Origin of the sequence: Rhodococcus sp. SJ-3 (assembly GCF_051918125.1) — a bacterium.
In the GTDB taxonomy this organism is placed as follows: Bacteria; Actinomycetota; Actinomycetes; order Mycobacteriales; family Mycobacteriaceae; genus Rhodococcus.
Window position 1 is genome coordinate 4,669,286 of the sequence record NZ_CM123306.1, and the last position, 22,104, is coordinate 4,691,389.

At 65.1% G+C, this 22,104-nt stretch carries 24 protein-coding genes; 10 read left to right on the forward strand and 14 right to left on the reverse strand.

The features are described 5' to 3' along the window. Window positions 1-15: 15 nt before the first annotated feature. Window positions 16-294 (reverse strand): DUF6953 family protein, encoded by a 279-nt coding sequence (locus ACTDXD_RS21775; protein ID WP_440124294.1) that lies wholly within the window; start codon window positions 292-294, stop codon window positions 16-18. A gap of 96 nt (window positions 295-390) precedes the next feature. On the opposite strand from ACTDXD_RS21775, the gene ACTDXD_RS21780 reads away from it, so the two are divergent. Beyond that, a complete protein-coding gene (locus ACTDXD_RS21780; protein WP_440124295.1) occupies window positions 391-1,173 on the forward strand; it encodes a siderophore-interacting protein in 783 nt (260 codons plus the stop codon). 21 nt (window positions 1,174-1,194) lie between these two features. Here ACTDXD_RS21780 and ACTDXD_RS21785 read toward each other — a convergent pair whose 3' ends face one another. Further along, window positions 1,195-2,358, reverse strand: coding sequence for a multidrug effflux MFS transporter (locus tag ACTDXD_RS21785; RefSeq protein WP_440127744.1), 1,164 nt, complete (start codon window positions 2,356-2,358; stop codon window positions 1,195-1,197). Window positions 2,359-2,445: 87 nt separating this feature from the next. Between ACTDXD_RS21785 and ACTDXD_RS21790 the strand changes: the two genes are divergently transcribed. Further along, window positions 2,446-3,384 (forward strand): tyrosine recombinase XerC, encoded by a 939-nt coding sequence (locus tag ACTDXD_RS21790; protein ID WP_440124296.1) that lies wholly within the window; start codon window positions 2,446-2,448, stop codon window positions 3,382-3,384. A gap of 395 nt (window positions 3,385-3,779) precedes the next feature. After that, window positions 3,780-5,075, forward strand: coding sequence for a MinD/ParA family ATP-binding protein (locus ACTDXD_RS21795; protein WP_440124298.1), 1,296 nt, complete (start codon window positions 3,780-3,782; stop codon window positions 5,073-5,075). A 37-nt stretch (window positions 5,076-5,112) separates the two neighbouring features. Here the strand turns inward: ACTDXD_RS21795 and ACTDXD_RS21800 are convergent, their stop codons facing one another. Next, the gene (locus ACTDXD_RS21800; protein WP_440124299.1) at window positions 5,113-5,595 is read right to left on the reverse strand and encodes a M23 family metallopeptidase; all 483 of its coding nucleotides are present in this window, start codon (window positions 5,593-5,595) and stop codon (window positions 5,113-5,115) included. Between the two features lie 320 nt (window positions 5,596-5,915). On the opposite strand from ACTDXD_RS21800, the gene rpsB reads away from it, so the two are divergent. The 6 genes from rpsB to ACTDXD_RS21830 all read left to right on the forward strand — a co-directional run bounded on the left by rpsB (window position 5,916) and on the right by ACTDXD_RS21830 (window position 10,922). Continuing rightward, a complete protein-coding gene (rpsB, locus tag ACTDXD_RS21805; protein WP_440124300.1) occupies window positions 5,916-6,743 on the forward strand; it encodes a 30S ribosomal protein S2 in 828 nt (275 codons plus the stop codon). 132 nt (window positions 6,744-6,875) lie between these two features. Beyond that, entirely contained in the window at window positions 6,876-7,700 is an 825-nt protein-coding gene (gene tsf / locus ACTDXD_RS21810; RefSeq protein ID WP_440124301.1) for a translation elongation factor Ts, read from the forward strand. Between the two features lie 176 nt (window positions 7,701-7,876). Further along, window positions 7,877-8,605 carry a UMP kinase gene (gene pyrH / locus ACTDXD_RS21815; RefSeq protein WP_440124302.1) on the forward strand — a complete coding sequence of 243 codons (729 nt, stop codon included), beginning with the start codon at window positions 7,877-7,879 and terminating at the stop codon, window positions 8,603-8,605. 28 nt (window positions 8,606-8,633) lie between these two features. Next, window positions 8,634-9,191 carry a ribosome recycling factor gene (gene frr / locus ACTDXD_RS21820; RefSeq protein ID WP_440124303.1) on the forward strand — a complete coding sequence of 186 codons (558 nt, stop codon included), beginning with the start codon at window positions 8,634-8,636 and terminating at the stop codon, window positions 9,189-9,191. A 2-nt stretch (window positions 9,192-9,193) separates the two neighbouring features. Beyond that, window positions 9,194-10,129 carry a phosphatidate cytidylyltransferase gene (locus ACTDXD_RS21825; protein WP_440124304.1) on the forward strand — a complete coding sequence of 312 codons (936 nt, stop codon included), beginning with the start codon at window positions 9,194-9,196 and terminating at the stop codon, window positions 10,127-10,129. A gap of 19 nt (window positions 10,130-10,148) precedes the next feature. Further along, window positions 10,149-10,922, forward strand: coding sequence for a class I SAM-dependent methyltransferase (locus tag ACTDXD_RS21830; RefSeq protein WP_440127745.1), 774 nt, complete (start codon window positions 10,149-10,151; stop codon window positions 10,920-10,922). Here the strand turns inward: ACTDXD_RS21830 and ACTDXD_RS21835 are convergent. After that, window positions 10,879-11,709: an HpcH/HpaI aldolase/citrate lyase family protein gene (locus ACTDXD_RS21835; RefSeq protein ID WP_440127746.1), complete on the reverse strand. Its 831-nt coding sequence runs from the start codon at window positions 11,707-11,709 to the stop codon at window positions 10,879-10,881. The two genes, ACTDXD_RS21830 and ACTDXD_RS21835, sit on opposite strands and share 44 nt — an antisense overlap. 121 nt (window positions 11,710-11,830) lie before the next feature. Here ACTDXD_RS21835 and rlmN point away from each other — a divergent pair, with 121 nt between their 5' ends. Beyond that, complete coding sequence (gene rlmN / locus ACTDXD_RS21840; RefSeq protein ID WP_440124305.1) at window positions 11,831-12,940, forward strand: 23S rRNA (adenine(2503)-C(2))-methyltransferase RlmN; 1,110 nt, start codon at window positions 11,831-11,833, stop codon at window positions 12,938-12,940. Here the strand turns inward: rlmN and ACTDXD_RS21845 are convergent. From ACTDXD_RS21845 to ACTDXD_RS21890, 10 genes are all read right to left on the reverse strand, one after another. After that, window positions 12,937-13,713: an ABC transporter ATP-binding protein gene (locus ACTDXD_RS21845; protein ID WP_440124306.1), complete on the reverse strand. Its 777-nt coding sequence runs from the start codon at window positions 13,711-13,713 to the stop codon at window positions 12,937-12,939. The two genes, rlmN and ACTDXD_RS21845, sit on opposite strands and share 4 nt — an antisense overlap. Next, window positions 13,706-14,479: an ABC transporter ATP-binding protein gene (locus ACTDXD_RS21850; protein ID WP_440124307.1), complete on the reverse strand. Its 774-nt coding sequence runs from the start codon at window positions 14,477-14,479 to the stop codon at window positions 13,706-13,708. The genes ACTDXD_RS21845 and ACTDXD_RS21850 overlap by 8 nt, the downstream gene beginning before the upstream one ends. After that, window positions 14,469-16,484, reverse strand: a complete 2,016-nt coding sequence (locus tag ACTDXD_RS21855; protein ID WP_440124308.1) for an ABC transporter permease — start codon at window positions 16,482-16,484, stop codon at window positions 14,469-14,471. Before ACTDXD_RS21855 ends, ACTDXD_RS21850 begins: the two co-directional genes overlap by 11 nt. A 65-nt stretch (window positions 16,485-16,549) precedes the next feature. After that, complete coding sequence (locus tag ACTDXD_RS21860; protein ID WP_440124309.1) at window positions 16,550-17,776, reverse strand: ABC transporter substrate-binding protein; 1,227 nt, start codon at window positions 17,774-17,776, stop codon at window positions 16,550-16,552. A 22-nt stretch (window positions 17,777-17,798) separates the two neighbouring features. Further along, the gene (locus ACTDXD_RS21865) at window positions 17,799-18,338 is read right to left on the reverse strand and encodes a carboxymuconolactone decarboxylase family protein (protein WP_440124310.1); all 540 of its coding nucleotides are present in this window, start codon (window positions 18,336-18,338) and stop codon (window positions 17,799-17,801) included. 96 nt (window positions 18,339-18,434) lie between these two features. Continuing rightward, entirely contained in the window at window positions 18,435-19,178 is a 744-nt protein-coding gene (locus ACTDXD_RS21870) for an SDR family NAD(P)-dependent oxidoreductase (protein ID WP_440124311.1), read from the reverse strand. Next, a complete protein-coding gene (locus ACTDXD_RS21875) occupies window positions 19,175-20,002 on the reverse strand; it encodes a TauD/TfdA dioxygenase family protein (protein WP_440124312.1) in 828 nt (275 codons plus the stop codon). The genes ACTDXD_RS21870 and ACTDXD_RS21875 overlap by 4 nt, the downstream gene beginning before the upstream one ends. 25 nt (window positions 20,003-20,027) lie before the next feature. Then, window positions 20,028-20,597: a nuclear transport factor 2 family protein gene (locus ACTDXD_RS21880; protein WP_440124313.1), complete on the reverse strand. Its 570-nt coding sequence runs from the start codon at window positions 20,595-20,597 to the stop codon at window positions 20,028-20,030. Next, entirely contained in the window at window positions 20,594-21,529 is a 936-nt protein-coding gene (locus ACTDXD_RS21885) for an SDR family NAD(P)-dependent oxidoreductase (RefSeq protein ID WP_440124314.1), read from the reverse strand. The genes ACTDXD_RS21880 and ACTDXD_RS21885 overlap by 4 nt, the downstream gene beginning before the upstream one ends. Window positions 21,530-21,555: 26 nt before the next feature. After that, window positions 21,556-22,104, reverse strand: coding sequence for a nuclear transport factor 2 family protein (locus ACTDXD_RS21890; RefSeq protein ID WP_440124315.1), 549 nt, complete (start codon window positions 22,102-22,104; stop codon window positions 21,556-21,558).

The following is a 22,104-nucleotide window of genomic DNA, read 5'->3' on the forward strand; positions in this document are numbered from 1 at the left end:
GTGAGTGCTGGGTGGCTACTGTGCCGCCGAGGACTCGGCCGCACCGGTTTCGGGCTTGTCGTCGATGTACCAGGCAAGGTCTTCGCGATGCCACTTGACGGCGCCGCGGTGTGCCTTGCGGAACTCCTTGAGGACGGTCCGGTCGACCGAGGGGTGACCGCTGTCGCCCACGTAGATCCACTCCGATCCGAACTTCGATTCGATGGCGTCGACCATGTCGGCCTGGCCGACCCGGCGTTCGGTGTTGATGATGTCGATCATCCAGGTGGCGATGTCGGACGCGCTGGTACTCATGGTCTCGAGCGTAGTCGGCCGGAGTCGGGTCGCTGCGCCTGACGTCGAGGACCGGGTAGTGTCGCTGAGGATAGGTAACCCTAATAAGGAGGTACGGTGGCGCCCAAGGCCCCGAAATCGTCGACCCTGACAGTGCTGCGCACGGAGGTCGTGTCCGAGCACTTCGTTCGAGTGGTGTTCGGAGGTGACGGGTTCGCCGACTTCACTCCGCGTCCCGAAACCGACAGTTACGTGAAGATCGAGCTGCCCGCGGGAGACGACACCGTCGTACGCACCTACACGGTGCGCCGTGTGGACCGGGCCGCCGAGGAGATCTGGATCGACTTCGTCGTCCACGGCGACGAAGGGATCGCCGGTCCGTGGGCGCGCTCCGTCCAGCCGGGGACCGAGGTCGTGCTCCGGGGGCCCGGAGCGGGCTATCTACCCGATCCTGCGGCGGACTTCCACTTGCTGGCAGGCGACGAGACAGCAGTCCCCGCGATCGCAGCCGCGCTCGAATCACTTCCGGCGCATGCATCCGGAGCGGTGTTCATCGAGGTGGCCGGGGAATCCGACGAACTCGATCTGATCGCACCCGCTGGCGTGACCGTGACATGGCTCCATCGAGGTGTCGCGGCGGGCGATGCCGGTCCGGACCGGATCGACGGCAACGCACCACTCGTTTCTGCGGTACGGGAACTACGGTGGCCGGACGGCGACATCCAGGTGTTCGTGCATGGTGAGGCAGAAACCGTCATGAAGCACATCCGCCCTTATCTGCGTAAGGAACGGGGGGTGCCATCGGCGCGCGCGTCGATTTCCGGTTACTGGCGTCGCGGCAGGACCGAGGAAGGCTTCCGCACCTGGAAGCGTGAGCTCTCGGAGATCGAGGCCGGCTAGAACCGGCTCCGTTTCGAATGGTCACATGCGGGGCTCGCGGGTGAGCGTGAGCAGGGCGGTCATCGCGAGCCCCGCCGAGGCGACGATTGCGATCGCCATGGGTACGGCCGTGTCCTCCCCGCCCAACCCCACCAGCGGCGAGACGATCGCGGCGAGGCCGAACTGGGACGCACCCATGATTGCCGAGCCGGTGCCTGCAGCCGACGGCACTTGGCCTTGTCCGAGCGCTGTGGAATTACCCATCGTGAATCCGAGGCTGAACACGACGGCAAACAGCAGTGGAAGAAGAAGCCAGCGGTGAGCTCCGAAAAGTGCTGTCGTGATCAACAGCAGTGTTCCAGCGGACAGCATGAGGGCCACGCCGAACAGCAGAAGCGCACGCACTTCGAACCGGCCGATCAGCCGGGTATTGATGATGTTCGCGGTCACCAATCCCACCGAATTCGCTGCGAAGACCAGCGAGAATTGAGTCGCGGACATTCCCAGTACGTTCTGTACGACGAATGGTGATGCGGAAATGTAGGCGAACATCGCGCCGAAGCCGAGCGCGAATGACGCGGCATATCCGATGAACCGGCGGTTACCGAGCACGTAGCCGAAGTTGCCCGCAAGCGCTGCGAACCCGCCGCCGTGACGTTTTTCGGGGGGCAGTGTTTCGGGAATGAACACGAGAACTCCGGCGAGCATCGCGATCGAGGCTCCGGTCAGAACCCAGAAAATACCTCGCCAGCCGATCGGGTCGAGAAGTGCACCACCGATGATCGGCGCGGCGATGGGCGCGATACCACCGATGATCATCATGAAACTGAACAAGCGAGCAGATTCGTGGCCACTCGTACGATCTGCGATGACCGCGCGGGCGAGCACAATTCCGATGCCTCCACTGAAACCCTGGACCGCACGCGCACCGATGAGGACCTCGACTGTCGGTGCCAGCGCGCACGCGGCGCTACTTGCTGCGAGCACGATCGTGCCGAGCACAAGCAGGCGACGACGGCCCCACCCGTCGGAGAGGGGTCCGGTGATCAACTGGCCGATACCCAGGCCCGCCATGAATGTCGTCAACGTGAGCTGAATCCCCACGGTGGAGGTGCCGAGACTCTCGGACATGATCGGCAGACCGGGAAGGTACATATCCGTCGCCAGCGGCGCTGTGGCCGACAGGAGCGCCAGTGCGCACAGCATCGGCAAAGAGATCGTTTTACTCACGAACGAACTCTAACGAGGCGCGTTGACTTGCATGGACCCGGAACACCGCGCACGGTGGTGCCCATGGACCACGATCAGGCCTCGGCGCTGCCTCCTGCGCTTGCCGTCCATGTCGACGATTTTGCTGAGCATCTGACATTGCAGTCGAACCGGTCGGTGCACACCGTGCGCGCGTATACGACGGACGTGCGCTCGTTCCTCCAGCATCTCGCAGCAGGTAAGCCTGATGCACGGGTGTCCGATATCGACCTCGGGACGCTGCGGGCGTGGCTATCGAGGCAGGTCGCCTCCGGTGCTGCACGCAGTACGGTTGCAAGGCGCACTTCGTCGGTGAGGACTTTCACCGCCTGGCTGGTCCGCTCTGGTCGCGCAGACCACGACCCTGGAACACGTCTCGCCTCAGCTGGCGCGCGCCGCACACTGCCCACGGTTCTACATGCGGAGCAGGCAGCAGAAGTCATGGAGGCTGCGGAGTCCGGCGCTCGGGAAGAGCATCCGCTTGCACTGCGAGACCGCGTGATCGTCGAACTGTTGTACGCGACCGGTATCCGCGTCGGCGAGCTGTGCGGGCTCGACCTCGACGACGTGGACGCAGAACGCCGCGTTGTGCGAGTGCTGGGTAAAGGCGACAAGGAAAGGACTGTGCCCTACGGACTGCCTGCCGCGGATGCGCTCGAACGGTGGGTAGCCGCCGGGCGGCCGGCCTTGGCGACCGCGACCTCGGGACCTGCGCTGCTCCTCGGGAAGCGAGGCGGTCGCATCGGACAACGACAGGTGCGGACGGTGGTGCACGAGGCGGCCGGGGCTGTTCCCGGTGTGCCGGACCTCGCGCCGCACGGGCTGCGGCACACCGCAGCAACCCATCTGCTCGAAGGCGGTGCCGATCTGCGTGTCGTCCAGGAAGTACTCGGTCATTCGAGTCTCGCGACCACTCAGCTGTACACGCATGTGTCGGTTGCGCGGCTGCGTGCGGTCCACGAGCAGGCGCATCCCCGTGCCTGAGCCGTGCCCGCGCCTGCGGGTACGCAGCCCGACTCGTTTTTGGTAGCGTCCAGCCGGTCGGCAGTGGGGATATCGGGGGGATCCGGATGGCACGAGACGAGTCTGACCATGCGTTGCCTGCGTGGTTGCAGGACGAACCCGAGGTTCGGCCCGCGCCGGTCACGCCGCGACGTGGTCTGCGTCGTAGTACTGCACGCGTGAGGGAAGAAGGCACCACAGATCCGGCGCCGCAAACGGGGCCGGTGGCGGGCTCGGTCCCGACCATAGGGACATCGCCGTCGGCAGCCCCGTCGCCGCCCGGAGGCGGCGCTGCAGTACTGCCGGCTCCGGCAGGCGTACCGCCGATCTCTTCCACACTTGCCTCGATCACGCCTCCGGCATCGGTGCCGTTTTCGATGATCCCGCTGGAGCGGGACCCGGAGCCGCATGTGCCGGTCGCACCGGAGCCCGTAGTGGTTGTGCAGGAACCCGAAGGTCTTCCTGAGCCCGCGCCTGATCTGGAACCGTCACCCGCGCCTGACCCGGAGCCTGTGCCTGATCCGGAGCCTGTGCCGGATCCCGAGCCGGCACCCGCGCCTGAGCCTGTGTCCGAGACTCTGCCTCTGCCGGAACCGGAGCGTGGTCTCGCAACGGAGCCGATCCAGGTGCCCGCGCTTGCTCACGGACCCGCCGCGTCTGTCGAAAACCATGATGCGGACGTCATGCGCGATCAGGTTCCGAGCGTTACGACGGCGCCGGACCATCAGCCGTCGAACCTCGACCTCGCGTCGGGGGTTCTCGTCCGTCGTTCCCGGCGCGCGCCGAGCAGAGGATGGCGGCGCGGTGTACATCGGCTCACCGGGGGGCTGTTCGATCCCGGAACGTCCTCGGAGGAAGCGGATCACGACGATCTCGTCGCGCGTATCCGGCAGCCGATCGGCGGCGATTACCGCATCGCGGTGCTCTCACTCAAGGGCGGCGTGGGCAAGACCACGACGACAATCGGGCTGGGCTCGACCTTCGCCTCGATGCGCGGCGACTGCGTGATCGCCGTCGACGCCAACCCGGATTTCGGAACCCTCGCGCAGCGGATACCGGAGCAGACGCAGTCGACAGTGCGAGATCTGATCGCGGTTGCGGACCGCATCGAACGTTATTCGGATGTGCGTGCCCACACCTCGCAAGCGCCGAGTCGGCTCGAAGTGCTTGCCAGTGAGCGTGATCCGGCGGTCTCGGAGGCTTTCAGCGAGGACGACTATCGTCGCGTCATCGATGTTCTTCAGGTCTACTACAACATCATTCTCACCGACTGCGGAACCGGGATCATGCACTCCGCGATGGGGGGCGTGCTCGACCTGGCAAATGCTCTCGTGCTCGTCGGGTCGCCGGCTGTCGATGGTGCCCGCAGCGCCGCCGCCACACTGGACTGGCTCGAACATCACGGCTACAGCGACCTCGTCGATCGCACGGTCGTGGTGATCAGCTCACCGCGGCCGGGGAACTCCAGTATCGACCTCGATGCGCTGACCGAGCACTTCCTTGCTCGTTGCCGGGCCGTCCAGGTCGTGCCGTTCGACGAGCATCTTGCAGAGGGCGCCGAGATCGACCTGAACCTGCTGAGACCCGCGACCAGGCGGGCGTTCGCCGAACTCGCGGCGATGGTCGCCGACGACTTCCCGGTGTTGACCGGGCGGCATGCCGTGCAGTGGTGATCACGGCACGCTGGTGGATCGCGCATCGCCGTCGCGGTCACACCGGTTCGAGGCGAATCACCGGCCGCTCGACGAGGGGGAGCGGATCGAGGTAACTGGTGCGGTCGCGGCGCAGGCCCCAATGAAGACACGCATCGGTAGGGCAGCCCTCGTGTCCGGGTTCGACCGTGCCCAGCGGATCACCGGCAGAGATTCGACGACCCGCCGCCACCGTCGCGGTGACCGGCTCGTAAGTGGTACGCAGGCCGCCCGGGTGATCGATCGACACGACGGGTTTGCCCCCGACGGTTCCCGCGAACGCCACGATCCCATCGCCTGACGCGAGCACCCTCTGGCCAGGGTGCGACGCGAGATCGACGCCGCGATGGCCGGGCAACCAGTTCAGCGCGGGTGGATCGAACGGCCGGGTCACCTTCGGACGCGGTTCCAGAGGCCAGACGAAGGACGTGTCTGCTGCAGCGGGCGCAGCGCCCATCAGGGAAGCGACACTGGCCAGTAGCGTAAGTGCGGTGATTCGCATACTCCCCAGACTCGCTCCCGGGCAACGTGCGCGATAGCCCGGAACGGCGAATGTGGACAACTTCGCGGTTGTCCACAGGAGTGGACCCGGAGACCGCTCTGACGAGGCGGTTGGCAGTTCGAGGCGTCGGAGCCGTATGATTGTCGAGCGGTCTGTGTTCGCAGATCGACTTCGCGCGTCCGCGCATCGGTGCCGCTCCGTCTATACGGATGCACCGTAGATGGCCGTCGCCGGTCCCGCAAGGGTCGTCGGTCATGCGGACGCCAGGGCGGGGATCGCAAGATCACCCGCGGCAACCGACATGAAAGAGAGAAACAGGCATGCCTGTTGTAACTATGCGGCAGCTGCTCGACAGCGGCGCCCACTTCGGACACCAGACTCGTCGCTGGAACCCGAAGATGAAGCGGTTCATCTTCACCGACCGCAACGGCATCTACATCATCGACCTGCAGCAGACCCTGACGTACATCGACAAGGCGTACGAGTTCGTCAAGGAGACCGTCGCACACGGTGGAACGATCCTTTTCGTCGGCACCAAGAAGCAGGCACAGGAATCCATCGCCGAAGAAGCCACCCGCGTCGGTATGCCGTACGTGAACCAGCGCTGGCTCGGCGGCATGCTCACCAACTTCTCCACCGTCCACAAGCGCCTGCAGCGCCTGAAGGAGCTGGAGGCGATGGAGCAGACCGGTGGTTTCGAGGGTCGCACCAAGAAGGAAATCCTCATGCTCACGCGTGAGATGAACAAGCTCGATCGGACCCTCGGCGGCATCCGTGACATGGCCAAGGTTCCGTCGGCCGTCTGGGTCGTCGACACCAACAAGGAGCACATCGCTGTCGGTGAAGCTCGCAAGCTGAACATTCCGGTCGTCGCCATCCTGGACACCAACTGCGATCCGGACCTCGTCGACTTCCCGATCCCGGGCAACGACGACGCGATCCGCTCCGCGGCGCTGCTGACCAAGGTCGTCGCGTCCGCAGTGGCCGAGGGCCTCCAGGCCCGCGCAGGTAAGAATGCCGATGCCGACGCCAAGCCCGAGGCAGCAGCAGCAGAGCCGCTGCCCGAGTGGGAGCAGGAACTGCTCGCGCAGGCCGCCTCCACCGGCGAAGCGGAAGCACCCGCCGCGGACGCAGCCCCCGAGGCCTGATCCGTTTGCACGGCCCCGACCGGAAGATCGCGAGATCATGGTCGGGGCCGTTGCTTCGCGGCCCGGCCCGCGCAACGCGGCGCTATCCGCAACCCGAGACTTTTCACCACAGACACAGGAGGCCCGCTCAAGATGGCGAACTACACCGCCGCTGATGTCAAGCGTCTCCGCGAGCTCACCGGCTCCGGAATGCTGGACTGCAAGAATGCTCTCGCCGACAACGACGGCGACTTCGACAAGGCCGTCGAGCAGCTGCGCATCAAGGGTGCCAAGGACGTGGGCAAGCGCGCTGAGCGCTCCACCGCCGAAGGCCTCGTCGTCGCCAAGGACGGCGTTCTGGTCGAGCTGAACTCCGAGACCGACTTCGTCGCGAAGAACGACGAATTCCAGGCTCTCGCCAACACGATCGTCGATGCCGCTTCCAAGGCCCGCCCGGCCGACGTCGATGCACTCAAGGCCGTCGAGGTCGACGGTAAGACCGTCGACACCCTCGTTCAGGAGCTCTCCGCCAAGATCGGCGAGAAGCTCGAGATCCGTCGCGTCGCCGCGTTCGACGGCCAGGTGTCGGTCTACCTGCACAAGCGTGCTTCGGATCTGCCTCCCGCCGTCGGCGTGCTCGTCGAGTACACCGGCGAGGGCGACGCCGCAGCCGAGGCTGCCAAGAGCGCCGCCATGCAGATTGCTGCGCTCAAGGCGAAGTACACCACCCGTGACGAGGTTCCCGAGGAGATCGTCGCAGGCGAGCGTCGTATCGCCGAGGAGACCGCAAAAGAGGAAGGCAAGCCGGAGCAGGCTCTGCCGAAGATCGTCGAAGGCCGCGTGAACGGCTTCTTCAAGGACGTCGTGCTCCTCGAGCAGTCGTCGGTGACGGATTCGAAGAAGACCGTCAAGGCGATCCTCGATGACGCCGGAGCCACCGTGACCCGCTTCGTGCGGTTCGAGGTCGGCGCCAGCTAGTCCACGGACCGATCGACCCCGTCGGCTCTTGCCGGCGGGGTCGTGGCGTGTCCGGCGCCTCCGGTCGACCGGCCTCCGGCGGTGACCGCAGCGTGTAGCCTCGCTCCCGGTCTCGGTTCCACCGGGTGAATGAGGCAGGATGAAAGGGCCGATTCATGCGCAACCAGAGGAGAGTCATGTCCGAGCCTGCCCACGATCGGCCCGGTTTCCGCCGGGTGCTTCTCAAACTCGGCGGCGAGATGTTCGGTGGCGGCAAGGTCGGCCTGGACCCCGATGTCGTGACGACTGTCGCGCAGCAGATCGCCGAGGTCGTGCGTAGCGGCGTCGAGGTCGCCGTGGTCATCGGCGGCGGCAACTTCTTTCGGGGCGCGGAGCTTCAGCAGCGTGGACTCGAGCGCGCCCGCTCGGACTACATGGGCATGCTGGGCACCGTCATGAACTCTCTCGCGCTCCAGGACTTCCTCGAGAAACAAGGTATCGACACTCGGGTGCAGACGGCGATCACGATGGGTCAGGTCGCAGAGCCTTATCTCCCGCTTCGTGCACGACGGCACCTCGAGAAGGGCCGAGTCGTCATCTTCGGCGCGGGTATGGGTATGCCCTACTTCTCCACCGATACCACCGCCGCACAGCGTGCCCTCGAGATCGGTGCCGATGTCGTTCTCATGGCCAAAGCAGTCGACGGAATCTACTCCGCGGATCCTCGCGTCGATCCCGATGCCGAGTTGTACGAGGAGGTCACCCATCGTGAGGTCATCGAGAACGGCCTCAAGGTCGCGGATGCGACCGCGTTCAGCCTGTGCATGGACAATGCCATGCCGATCATGGTCTTCAATCTGCTGACCAAGGGCAATATCGCTCGTGCTGTCGCCGGTGAGAAGATCGGAACGCTCGTACGGTCATGATTGGACAACGGAACATGGAGGAACTGCCGTGATCGATGAAGCTCTCTTCGAGGCAGAGGAGAAGATGGAGAAGGCCATCACGGTGGCCAAGGACGATCTCGGCGGTATCCGGACCGGCCGCGCGAACGCGGGAATGTTCAACCGGATCGTCGTCGACTACTACGGATCGCCGACCCCGGTGACTCAGATCGCCAGCATCAACGTGCCCGAGGCACGGATGGTCATCATCAAGCCGTACGAGGCTTCGCAGCTCGGTGCGATCGAAACCGCTATCCGCAACTCGGATCTCGGGGTCAACCCCACCAACGACGGCAACATCATCCGAATCTCGGTGCCGCAGCTCACCGAAGAGCGCCGCCGCGAGCTCGTCAAGCAGGCGAAGTCCAAGGGTGAAGACTCGAAGGTCGCTCTGCGGAACGTGCGCCGCAAGGCGATGGAAGAACTCGGCCGCATCCAGAAGGACGGCGAAGCAGGCGAGGACGAGGTCGGCCGCGCGGAAAAGGAGCTCGACAAGACCACGGCGAAGTACGTGGCGCAGATCGATGAGCTGGTCAAGCACAAGGAAGCCGAGTTGATGGAGGTCTGACGGTGGGCAGAGCCGACGGGTCTCCCGACCCGGAGCTTCCACTCGACGCCGGAGACACCTCCGACGTCGCCGCTGCTGGAGCAGCATCACCGCCCGACACCGCGACAGTGCCCGTCAAGACGTCACGTGCAGGCCGCGACCTCCCTGCTGCAGTAGCGGTGGGGGCCGGTCTCGGCGCGCTCGTCATCGTCATTCTGCTGTTCGCTCCCACAGCCTGGCTCGGTGTGGTTGCGGCCGCGATCGCGATCGCAACGTGGGAAGTCACCAAGCGTCTGCGCGAGGCGAACGTGCTCGTACCGCGCCTTCCGCTGCTGCTCGGTGGCCAGGCAATCATCTGGCTGGGATGGCCCTACGGAACCACCGGTGTCCTCGGAGCATTCGCGGGGACTGTCGTGGTGACCATGCTCTGGAGGCTGTTCGATCACGGACTTACCGCACAGCCGCGCAATTACCTGCGCGACACAGCGGTCGCTGTGTTCACGGTGGCGTGGTTACCGCTGCTGGCGTCCTTTGCAACGCTGATGGTTCTCGAAGACCAGGGTGCCGCACGGGTGTTCTGTCTGATGCTCGTGTGTGTGGCCTCGGACATCGGTGGCTATGCCGCAGGCGTGCTGTTCGGCAAGCACACAATGGCACCCGCGATCAGTCCCAAGAAATCGTGGGAAGGATTCGGTGGATCCCTGGTCGCGTGTGTCGCAGTCGGAATCCTCACCGTCATGTTCCTGCTCGACGGACAGTGGTGGATCGGTGCGGTCCTCGGCGTCGTGCTCGTGTTGACTGCTACAGCCGGTGATCTGATCGAATCACAGGTCAAGCGCGACCTCGGTATCAAGGACATGGGCACACTTCTGCCCGGACACGGTGGCATCATGGACCGGCTCGATTCGATCCTCCCTTCGGCGTTCGTGACCTGGTTGATCCTCACGATCTTCGTCTAGGTCGGTGCTCACAGATCCGATGGACGGACATCGAAGCGACGACAGAGGCGTGATTGCCAGCCCCAACATCTGGCACTGGCCTTCGGTCTACGAGGAGGAGAACCGAGCCCAGGACTCCCACGGCGCCGTGTACACGGCGTTGAGGGAGGACGCCGACTGGGCCGGCTGCGATGTCGTCGACGTCGGCTGCGGTTCCGGGTTCCACCTGCCGATGTTCGCGGAGACGGCCCGGTCGGTGACCGGCGTCGAACCACACCCTCCGCTCGTCGAGTCGGCGCGGCGGAGGGTCTGTCACCTCGACGCGGTCCGAGTCGTGCCGGGATCGGCTGCGCAGCTGCCGTTACCGGACTGCTCGGTGGATCTCGTCCACGCCCGCACCGCGTACTTCTTCGGGCCGGGTTGCGGCGCAGGCATCACCGAGGCCATGCGTGTCCTTCGCCCGGGCGGCGCACTCGCGGTCATCGATCTCGACGCGACAGCGCACCCGTACGGCGAATGGATGCGTGCCGATCTTCCGCACTACCGTCCACGTGCCGTCGAGGCATTCTTCGCCGCCCAGGGATTCTCATTACGCCGAATCGACACCGAATGGAATTTCCCGGACCGTGACACCCTGGGGCGTGTCCTCGGAATCGAGTTCGGTCCGAAGGTTGCGGCGCGCGCGATCCGGGAGACACCCGGGACCACCTTGGCCGTACGCTACCGCCTGCACATCCGGCGTAAGCCGCGCGGTATCGAATTGGGCGGGTTCAGTGCGTCCCCTGCAGATGGAACACGCGGGCGAGTTCCTTGATCTTCTTCGCTCGCGCCAACTTCGGTAGATCGCTCCCGTCCTTGACGCCGTGTCCGTCCTCGCCGAGACGGTCGATGACGGTGTGGGCCCAGCCGATGTCGTCGGTGCTGGGGCTCAGTGCCGCATTCGGGAACCGCGCCCGATCCGGTGTCATACACAGTTTCCCCGTCATGCCCATCGACTGGGTCAGCTGTGCCTCCTGCTCGAGGATCGTGGGATCGTCGGTCAGGGACGGGCCGTCGATCGGTCCGGGGAGTCGCGCGGCTCGGCTCGTGACGACCAGCCGGGAACGCGGATACGCCATGGCAAGGGGTGCCGCACTCATTCCGGTGTCGCGGCGGAAGTCGCCACTGCCGAACACCAGCCGGAACACACCTTCGGCACGGGCGATCTCGGGTGCTGCCTCGAGGCCCATGGCAGATTCGATCAGCACGAGGATCTTGGTGTCGTCCGGCAGTGCGTCGGCCGTGGCGTCCACCTGATGACCACTCTCGACCTTCGCAAGCATGACACCTTCGAGTCCGGGCACACCTGTCAGGGCGTCGACGTCATCGCACCAGTGCGACGTGGTGGCGTCGTTGATGCGCACCCATGCGCTGCCTCCGTCGCGCAGCCACTCGACGACTTCGGTGCGGGCCGCCGCTTTGCCGTCGTCGGCGATCGCGTCCTCGAGGTCGAGTACGACTGCATCGGCCGGGGAGGTCGCGGCAGGATCGAACCGTTCCGGCACATTACCGGGAACGAGGAGCCAGGATCTGGCGTATTCGGGAGCAATACGGGTGGTCATCATCCGATCTTCCCCCTATCGGCGTCCGAATTTCAGGGACGCACGAATTCAGGGGTATCGGGGTCAGTATCACAGTTCAGATCGAACAGCCAGGTCGCAAAGCATGGGAGAATGGATCATTATGGCTTCCTCTCTGCCCCTGGTTTTCGATGCTCCCAAGCGCGGCATGCCCCCGCGGCACCTCGCTGATCTCGATGCAGCGCAGCGACGTGAGGCCGTGAAAGAGCTGGGGCTTCCGGCCTTCCGCGCCGACCAGATCGCCCGCCAGTACTACGGCCGGCTGGAGGCCGATCCGGAGAAGATGACCGATCTCCCCGCGGCCGTGCGCGAGAAGGTGGGAACGGCGCTGTTTCCCCCGCTTCTGTCTGCGGTGAAGCACATCGCGTGCGACGGCGGAGAAACTCGCAAGACGCTGTGGCGCGCGGGTGACGGAACTCTCCTCGAGAGTGTCCTCATGCGCTACCCGGAACGCGCGACCCTGTGCATCTCGAGTCAGGCCGGGTGCGGAATGGCCTGCCCGTTCTGCGCGACGGGGCAGGGCGGCCTCGACCGGAACCTGACCACCGCCGAGATCGTCGATCAAGTTCGGGCGGCCGCAGCGGCACTGCGCGATGGCGACGTCGCCGGTGGTCCGGGTCGACTCTCGAACATCGTGTTCATGGGCATGGGGGAGCCGCTCGCCAACTACAAGCGCGTCGTCGCAGCGGTTCGCCGGATCACCTCGCCCGCACCCGAAGGCTTCGGACTGTCGCAGCGTTCGGTCACGGTCTCGACGGTGGGGCTCGCGCCGGCCATCCGCAAGCTCGCCGACGAGGACCTGCACGTCACCCTCGCGGTATCGCTGCACACCCCCGACGACGAACTCCGCGACACCCTCGTACCGGTCAACAACCGCTGGCCCATCGCCGAAGTTCTCAGTGCTGCCCGGTACTACGCCGACAAGACCGGCCGCCGGGTCTCGATCGAGTACGCGTTGATCCGCGACGTGAACGATCAGCCGTGGCGCGCCGACATGCTGGGCAAGAAGCTGCGCAAGGCCCTCGGCCCGCTCGTGCACGTCAACCTGATCCCGCTCAATCCCACCCCGGGCAGCGAATGGGACGCCAGTCCCAAACCTGTCGAGCGGGAATTCGTCCGCCGCGTCATCGCTCAGGGGGTCTCCTGCACCGTACGCGACACCCGCGGCCAGGAAATCGCCGCAGCCTGCGGGCAGCTTGCCGCGGAGGCCTAGACCATGCTCTGACGGTCCACACCGTCGTGTTCCTCGTCAGCGAATTCGCCGGAACCGAAGTAGGCGGATTCGACCCGATCGCGTTCACGAAGAAGCGCTCCGGCCTCTCCCTCGAGCACGACCCGGCCGTGGTTGAGCACCACTGCCCGGTCGGACACGGCCAGCGCTAGACCCACATGCTGTTCGACGAGCACGACGGCGATCCCTTCTGCGCGTGCCAGGTCGCGGATGGCAGGGAGCATCTGCTCGACGATCATCGGCGCCAATCCCAGACTCAGCTCGTCGACCATGAGCAACCGCGGTTCGGCCAGGAGTGCCACTGCGATCGCGAGCATCTGCTGCTCACCACCGGACAGTAGCCCGACAGTCCTCGATTGCAGGTTCGCCAGGGCCGGGAACCTGTCGAAGACCATGCGTTCGCGGTCCTTGTCGGGCCGACGCCGGGCCAACCGGAGGTGCTCACGCACCGTCATGGAGGAGAAGAGGCCGCGGTCGTCGGGCACGAACCGCATGCCTCTGCGCGCCATTCGGTAGGGCCGCCCGCTGTCGACCGGCTCGCCCAATACGGTCACCCGCCCGTTCATCACGGGGAGCAATCCGGCGAGCGACAGCAGGGTGGTGGTCTTTCCCGCGCCGTTGGGTCCCAGAATCGAGAGTACTTCCCCGGCCGTGACCGCGAGGTTCACGTCGGTGACCGCGACGACGCCGTTGTATCCGGCTGTCAAGGACTTTGCGGTGAGCACCGGGCCTTCGGTGGGGCCAGCGTCAGCCATGGGCGGTCTCCATCGGTGCGCCCAGATATGCAGCGATCACGGCGGGATCCTTTCTGGCTTGCTCGGGAGTTCCCGAGAAAATGACCTTGCCGAACTCGAGGACACAGATGCGATCGCATACGCCCAAAACCAGAGACATGTCATGGTCGATCAGCAGCGCACCAGGCCCATCCTGTACCACCGCCCGGATGCGCTCTGCGAACTCGACACTCTCCTGACTGTCGAGCCCCGCAGCGGGCTCGTCCAGCAGAAGGACACGACAATTTCCGACGAGTGCCCGCGCGACACCGACGAGTTTCTGTTGCCCGAGCGTGAGATCCCGTGCGAGGGTGTTCCCGACGTCGCCGAGCCCGACCGCTCGCAGCGTTGCGTCCACGACCTCGTTGCTGCCACCCCTCCGACGCCCGACCAGGTCGCGCCACAGCGTCGCGACACCGCCCGGCCGCATTGCCGCGACGACATTCTGGTTCACGCTCAGGTTCGGGAAGAGCTCGCCCGACTGCCACGTGCGCGAAAGGCCCGTGCGACGACGCTGATGTGGCGGGAGACCGTTCATCGGTGTGTCGTCGAGGGTGATCGTTCCGTCGTAGTCGATGAATCCGGTGACCGCGTCGACGAACGTCGTCTTACCGGCGCCGTTCGGTCCGATCAGGCCGACGATCTCGCCTGGGTGGACCTCCAGCGTCACATTCTCGTTCGCCACGACACCGCCGTAGCGCACGGTGATGCCCCTGGCCGACAAGCCGCCCTGTACGTCATCGGACATCTGCCACCGCCACCTTCCCGTGGTCCACCTTGTCGCCGGTTTCGGAGACCGTAGAATCTGTTGCGGGCGCAGGGCCGTGCAGCCTGGCACGTAGCAGTGCGCTGAGTCTGCCTGCCTCGCCGGCGATTCCGATCGGATTCATGATCGCAGTGATGATCAGCGCGATACCGGAGATCAGAGCGTAGTAATCGCCCAGCTCGAAGACGTTGTGCACCAGCACGTAGACGATCCCCAGCGGACCGATGACACCCGCGATCGCCGCACCACTGAAAGAGGTGATGCCGCCGAGATAGGCGACCGCCAGCACCTGCAGCCCGACGAACACGGTGAACGACTCGGCCGAGAGCTGGCCGGCGCTGAATCCGATGAGGCAGCCGGCGACTCCGGCGATGAACGCGGACAGTCCGAACCCGACGAGTTTGGTCAGCCGAACGTCGATCCCGGCGGCCGCGGCGGCCCGCTCGTTTGCCCGTACCGCGAGGAAGGTGCGTCCGGTGTCGCCCGAGGCGATCCGGATGAATGCCCACACGACGATCGCCGCGACGATCAGGACCGTGAACGAGAACGACAGTCGTGCGATGTCGCTGCCCTCGCGTACCCCGAGGTTCAGACCGAACAGTGTGGGATTCGCGATCGGATTCCCCGACGGCGGCGTGAGACTGTAGTTGTTGAAGATGAACCGCTCGATCGCCAGTGCTGCAGCGATGGTGACGATGGCCAGCTGCGCACCACGAATCCGGAAGGCAGGTAATGCGACCAGCATGCCGAGCAGAGCGGCCACGAGCGAGCAGAAGACAAGCGCAATCGGGAACGGCATGTTCCAGTTCGTCGTCACCTTCGAGAGCGTGAACCCCGCCGCACCGGCGAACGCCGCCTGAGCCAGTGAGATCTGGCCGAGGTAGCCGGTGATGACCACGTACGACAGCGCCAACAACATCAGGATGATCGAGTACGTCAGACCGAACCGATAGGTACCGGACGACACCGCGAGGAGTACACCGGTCGCCACGATCACGAGCGCGGCAGGGATCGGACGGAAACGAGGTATCGCCACGTCCGGCAGCTTGATGGTCTGCAGCGACCCACGCGAGGGCAATCGTCCGCCGAAGACGAACAATACGACGATGACCACGAAGAACGGCACCACCTGGTCGACGCCGGACTGCGCCCACGTGGGCCACCAATTCTCACCTGCGAGCAGGTTGAGCACCGACTGGAATGCCCCGAGCACCAGCGACGCGATCACGATCGTCGCGACAGACTGCATCCGCGCGACCAGGAGCACCGCGAGCGCCGGCACGACGAGCAGGGAATAGTTCAGCGGGTTGAGGCCCGTCAGGGATGCCCCGAGCAGGACACCGACCGTGCTCACCACCGAGGCCATGACCATCGCGATCGCTGCGAGCCGATCCGGTGAGAACCCCAGAAGTGTGGCGCCCCGCTCGTTCTCGGCTGCCGCACGAGTTGCTGCGCCGGCTCTGGTGAAGCGGAAATAGGACCATACCAGCACCGAGAACACCGCCATGATCGCGACCATGACGACCTCCGCCGACGACACCGAGATGCCGAACAGCGTGATCGATCCGGAGGGGATCATCGATTCGATCGGGATGCTGTTCGGCCCGAATCTGATGACCACCAGCGCTTGGATAGTGAGCATCAGCGCTACGGAGACCACCACCTGCGCCAGAGCCGGTGCACGTCGTACCGGCCTGAACACCACGTAGTGGGTCACCACCCCGAGCAGGACCGCCATCACCAGTCCGAATGCCAGGGCAACAGGTACCGACGGTGCCTCGTCGAACTCGATACTGCCGATCGGCAGGACCAGGGTGCCGTCGATGAGCAACTGCGCGTAGACGTACGCGCCCCACATGGCGGTCGCACCTTGCGCGAAGTTGATGATCCCCGTCGAGCGATAGACGAGGAGCAATCCGTTGGCGAGGCCGATATACACCGCGGCGAGGCCGAATCCCAGGACGATGAACTGCAGATACGTGCTCATGCGCTACTCCGTTGCGTGTATGTCGTCAACGAGGTCGAACGGCCTCCTTGAACACCGTGGTGCTGTCAGGAGGTGGGCATCAGCGAAGGATCGAGATCGATGTATCCGGCTTCCTCCACCGACCGGAGAGTTCCGTCATCCTGCACCTCGAAGAAAATTGCCTGCGCGTTGCACGTGGTAGCCACACCGGGCCACTGCTGCCCGTCGCATGTCACGGTCGGTCCGGCGAAGGTCGGGAAATCCTTCAGGCCCTTGAACGTGTCGGTGACGGTGGCCGCGGTGATCTCCTCCGAGCCGGAGAGGATCTCCGCGATATTGACCAGGGCCGCGAATGTGTAGATCGAGCGCGAGGAGAGTTCGTCGCCGTACCCGACCGCATCCATGGACTCCGCGAAGATGTCCAGCTGTTCCTGGACCTCCGCGGGCGCGGCATCCTTGGCGAGAGGCACCCACAGCCGAGGTTGGGTGACGATGCCTGCGGCGTCGGCTCCCATCTCGTCGATGAATTGCGAGCATGATCCCGCCAGGATCGTGTCGTCGTAACCCTGCCGGCGCAGCGCCTGGAACAGGCCGGTGCAGCCGTCCTCAGGAAGGGCGATGACGCCGGCCATGTCAGGTTCATCCGAGAGCTGCGTTGCCGCCACGACATTCAAGTTTGCTCCCGACGCGGGAGGGTACTGGACCTTGACGTCGATCCCCATCTTGTCGGCGATCGGCATGATCAGATCGTCGACGTACGCGTGGGAAGTGGGCGACTCGTTCACGGCGAGCGAAGCCTTCGTTTTTCCCATGGTGTCGAGTACGGACATGCTCGAGAGCGCAGCGAAAGACACCGGCCCGGTGAAGTAGAACGCTTGCCCGTATTCGGCGGAATCCGCGACGAATGATCCCGCGAGCGTACCGACGATAGGGATTTGCGCCGACGCCAGAATCGGCACCGCCGCACCCATACTCTGATCGACCGCGTCGATCACGAGCGGCAGACCCTTCGAGACGAAGCCGTTGGCGCAGCTGATCGCGGTCTCGGGACTGCCGTCGCCCCCGCACACATCGACTTCGAGAGGACGCCCGTCGATACCTCCGAGCATCTCGTTGACATAGTGCACGCCGGCTTCGAGACCGTACGCGGTCTGCGGATACGCGGACGCCCCTTTGATCGGGGCCAGCGCGCCGATGACGATCGGGTCGCCGGTGGGAGTGGCTCCGGCGCTGTCGTCTCCGCCGTCGGAGCTGCATGCCGACAAGGCAAGTGCAGCAATCGCAGCGATGACGCCGACATGTCGCTTCTTCACGGGTACGTCCCACTTTCTCGAATCAATCGCGGGAGGAAACAGGATGGTTGGGCAGATACGGAACGAGGCCGGGTTCGGGTCGGACCCCGAACGAGCGCAGCGCGGTCGCGAGCATCGAGTAGCAGCCCACGGTGAACACGACATCCATCAGCTGCTGACGGTCGAACTCGCCCGCGAGCACAGCCCACGTATCGTCGCCGATCGCGCCGTCGCCGATCAGCTCGTCGGTGGCGGTCAGCAGTGCCCGCTCGATCGGCGGCCAGCCGTCTGTGTCGGGTCCTTCTTCGATGCGGGCGATCTCGTCGGCGGTGATGCCTGCTCGCTCGGCGAGGATGACGTGCTGGGCCCATTCGTACTCCGCGCGGCGGAGGTGAGCGATGCGAAGAACGAGAAGTTCCCGGTGCCGGACCGACAGGGTGGAGTGGGCCAGCAGGTGCCGGTTGAAACTCAGGAACGCCATCGCCAGCGAAGGATGCTGTGCCAGGGTACCGAGCAGATTCGTGCCCGGCTGCCTGTTGTCTTCGTCGGTGGCGCTCGCTACGGCCGATCGGAAACCGCTCATGTACGTTGCGATCTCCTCGGTCCAATCGTTTTCGGGGAGAGGTGGTATCCGGGGCATGATGCGTGTCCTCGAGTTCGTGGGTGAGCGGCGGACAGGTCAGGTGTTGCGTCCGCCGTTGACGCCGATCATCTGCCCGGTGATGTAGCCGGCTTCGTCGCTCACCAGGAACGCACATGTAGCGGCGATGTCCTCGGGCTGCCCGATCCTGCCTACCGGCGTCTTGGCTGTCTGCAGATCGAGATCGACGAATCCCTTGGCGACGGTGCCTCGCAACATCGGGGTGTCGATGAAGCCCGGCGGAATCGTGTTGACCGTGATCCCGAATTTGCCGAACTCGAGCGCCAGGCTCTTTGTGAGCCCGACGACGCCCGACTTCGCGGACACGTAGGGGGAGAGGCCGGGGGAGCCACTGTGCACGCTCGACGACGAGATGTTGACTATGCGGCCCCACCCCTCGTCGATCATGTCCGGAAGCACGAGTTGGCAGCAGTCGAATGCTGCGGTGAGGTTCACGGCGAGCGATCGCTGCCACGCGTCGGCGGTGATGTCGAGGAACGGGGACGGCACCGACATTCCGGCGTTGTTGACCAGGACCGTCGGACGAGCCAGCCGTGCTCGCACGTCGTCGACTGCCGTTTCGAGTGCGCCGCGATCGGTGACATCGACCTGCAGACCGACGGCTTTGCCTCCCCTGTCGGCGATCGACACGGCGACGGACTCCGCCGCGTCACCGTCGAGGTCGAAGATCGCGACCATGTTGCCGTCGGCGGCGAGGCGCCGGGAAATCGCCTCTCCGATTCCGGACCCGCCACCGGTGATGATCGCTGTGCGGCCGGTCACTGGATCGGCTCGGTTCCGATGAGGGTCGAGCGGTGCATCCTGCGGGGCTTTTCTCGGTCGAAGGTGCAGGCTCGGTGCATGAGGCCGGTGTTGTCCCAGATCACGGTGTCGCCCACCGACCAGCTGTGCCGGTACACCAGATCCGGTGTGGTGGCACGACGTTCGAGATCGCGCAGCAATGCTCGACCCTCGTCGATGTCCATCCCGACGATGTGGGACGCGGTGGCGCCGAATACCATCGAGCGCCTTCCGGATTCGTGCTCCCACACGAGCGGAAGCTCACGAGTGGCGCGGGATGACCACTCTGCCAACTGATCCTCGGTCGGGTTCGGATAGGTCAGGCGCTGAATGGCCTCGAAGGTGTGGACGACCCGCAGCGTACCGAAGTACTCCTTCTCCTCGACCGACAGTGCATCGTAGGCGGCGTAGGTACTCGCGAACTCGGTCTCGCCGCCCTGCGCTGCCGTGACGTGAGCGGTCAGAACCGATGCTTTGGCGGGAATCGCGTCCAGAGCGCCGTCGATGTGCCAGTAGTCGTTGCTGGCGAAGTATTCCTTGTTCGGGTTGTCCGGCTCGAAACTGATCTCCATGACCTCAGGGATCCGGTACTTGGGGAACAGCGCGAGCTCACCGAGTCTGCGGCAGAACGCGACCTGCGCCGGATCGTCGATGTGCAGTTCGCGGAACAGAATGACGCTGTGCTGCTCCAGCAGGTCGAGAAGTGCTGCGGGGAGCCCGTCATCGGTGAGCAGACGATCGATGTCGACCCCCGTCACCTCCACGCCGACGAGGTTTCCGAGTTTCTTGGTAGCAAGCGTATGCATGGTGCCTCTCTTCGGTGCGCCCGCGTCAACTCGGGATGTTCGGCTGTCGGACGTTGGTGAGTGGGCGGGTGTAGGACGGATCTGTCGTGGTGCGGGAGGGTGCACCGTTGGCGAAGACGTCGGGGACATCCGCGAAGGGAACGTCCATCGAGGGAACCATCCCCGACCATTCGATGATGTTGGTGCGAAGGGCTATCCGCCACTCGCCGTCGCGGCGTTCGAGGCGGTCGATGTACCGTCCGCCCGCAATCCAGTTGCTGTCGTCGACGTTCCGGGCTGCGAACAGGTAATACGTTTCGGTATGGGCGGTATCGCCGTCGAGGTCGCAGGTGTGGTTCAGCAGATTGTGGTGTGTGGCCTTCTGCCCCTGCGCGTGCATCGCGGTGGACCAGTCGTAGAGGTCGACAGGGCCACCGACGAAACTACCTGCCGCGATCGTCGCGTCGGTGTGGAAGGCGGAGAGGAACAGGTCGCGATCGAATCGGTCCATTGCCCGGCTGAAGCGGGTCAGCGTATCGAGGATCTCCTGGCGATCCAGAAGGGCCTCGAGCTTGGCGACCCTGTCGGACGAGAGAGATGCCACCGGCGTGCTCATGATGTGCTCCGTTGCAGTGAGGAGGAAGGGGAGGGGGCCGGCCCGACACCGAGCCTTGAACTTTCCGCTCCCGCGATCGGAGACCAGATCGGTTCGCCGCGGGTCGATCGAAGTGAGGGGATCTCGCGGCCGTCGATATCTGTGACGCCGTACTCCTCCGCCAGCTCGGCGGTGATGAAGGTGCCGCCCGAGCGGTTCATGATTGCGGGATCCTGTGCGAGAGCGGCGATGACGCGACCGGCGAACTCCGGTGAGCAGCCGTTCTCGGGGCGGGTGGCAGCGCCCTCCGTGAGTCCGGGGATGACCGCCAGGTTCCGCTCGGCGCGCTCCGTGAAGGTCAGGCCCTGCCAGATCGACACGGATGCGACGTCGTACGGTTGCAACTCGACGGCCATGTCGCGTGCCATTCGATCCACCGCGGACTTGGCCATCCCGAAGAGGACGCCGTAGGTGTACGCCACGCCGGTGTACCCGGAGACGGCCACGATGAGTCCCGACTTCTGCGGCGCCATGATCATGGCAGCGTGCCGCGCCGCCACGAAGTTCGATCGCACACCGACATCCACCATCTCCCAATTCGACAGCGGCTTCTCCCAGAACGGCTCGGGATCGGTCAGGTCGTCGGGGAGGGAGAATGCGTTGTTGACCAGGATGTCGAGGCGGCCCTGCTCGAGTTCGATGCGCTCGAAGAGCGCGGCCACCTGTTCGTCGTTCGCGTGATCGACCTGGACCGCAACACCGTTGCCTCCGCGACGATCGCACTCCGAGGCGGTGTCGCCGACGGTGCCGGGGAGTGGGTGCGAGCCGGGCGTCACCGTGCGTCCGGTGACGTAGACCGTGGCGCCGTGCCCCGCGAGTGCCAGCGCGATGCCCTTGCCGATTCCGCGGCTCGCGCCGGTGACGACAGCAACTTTGCCCGAGAGCGCACCCATCCGAACTTCCTCCTGCGTCCAGTCGATTACTTGTGTGTGGCGAGGGGGCCCGCGCCGAAGAAGGTCTCGCTGTGATCACCGGTGGCCTTACCTGGGAAGTGGTCACCGCTGAACGGGGTGCCCATGAGGCCCTGCGACCAATCCACGGACACCCCTTCGTCGCGAGACCAGTCGTAGAGCATGGTGCGCTCCGCGATCCGCCACTGTCCGTCGCGCGCTGCCAACCGGTCGAGGTAGCGCCCGCCGAGCACCGTGTCGCGCTCTTCGGTTCCCAAGTCGACGCGGTGGTACGCGGTGACATGGGTTTCGGCCAGGGCGGTGTTGCCGTGCAGTTCGATGTGTGTCTGGCCGAGCAAGTGCTGGGTGACCAGTACGGCGGGGGAGCCCGGAACGACCCACGCGAGGTAGTCGTCGAAGGTGCCGGCGAAGATCCCGAAATCCACGACGGCGTCGGGCCAGAACGAAGAACTGACCGCCTTACCGTCGCGGCGGTCCTCCCCCCGCGCGAGGCGTACGATGCATGCTCGGATCTCGTGATGCGCGAGGAGAACCCCCATGTCGGCGGCGGTACCCAT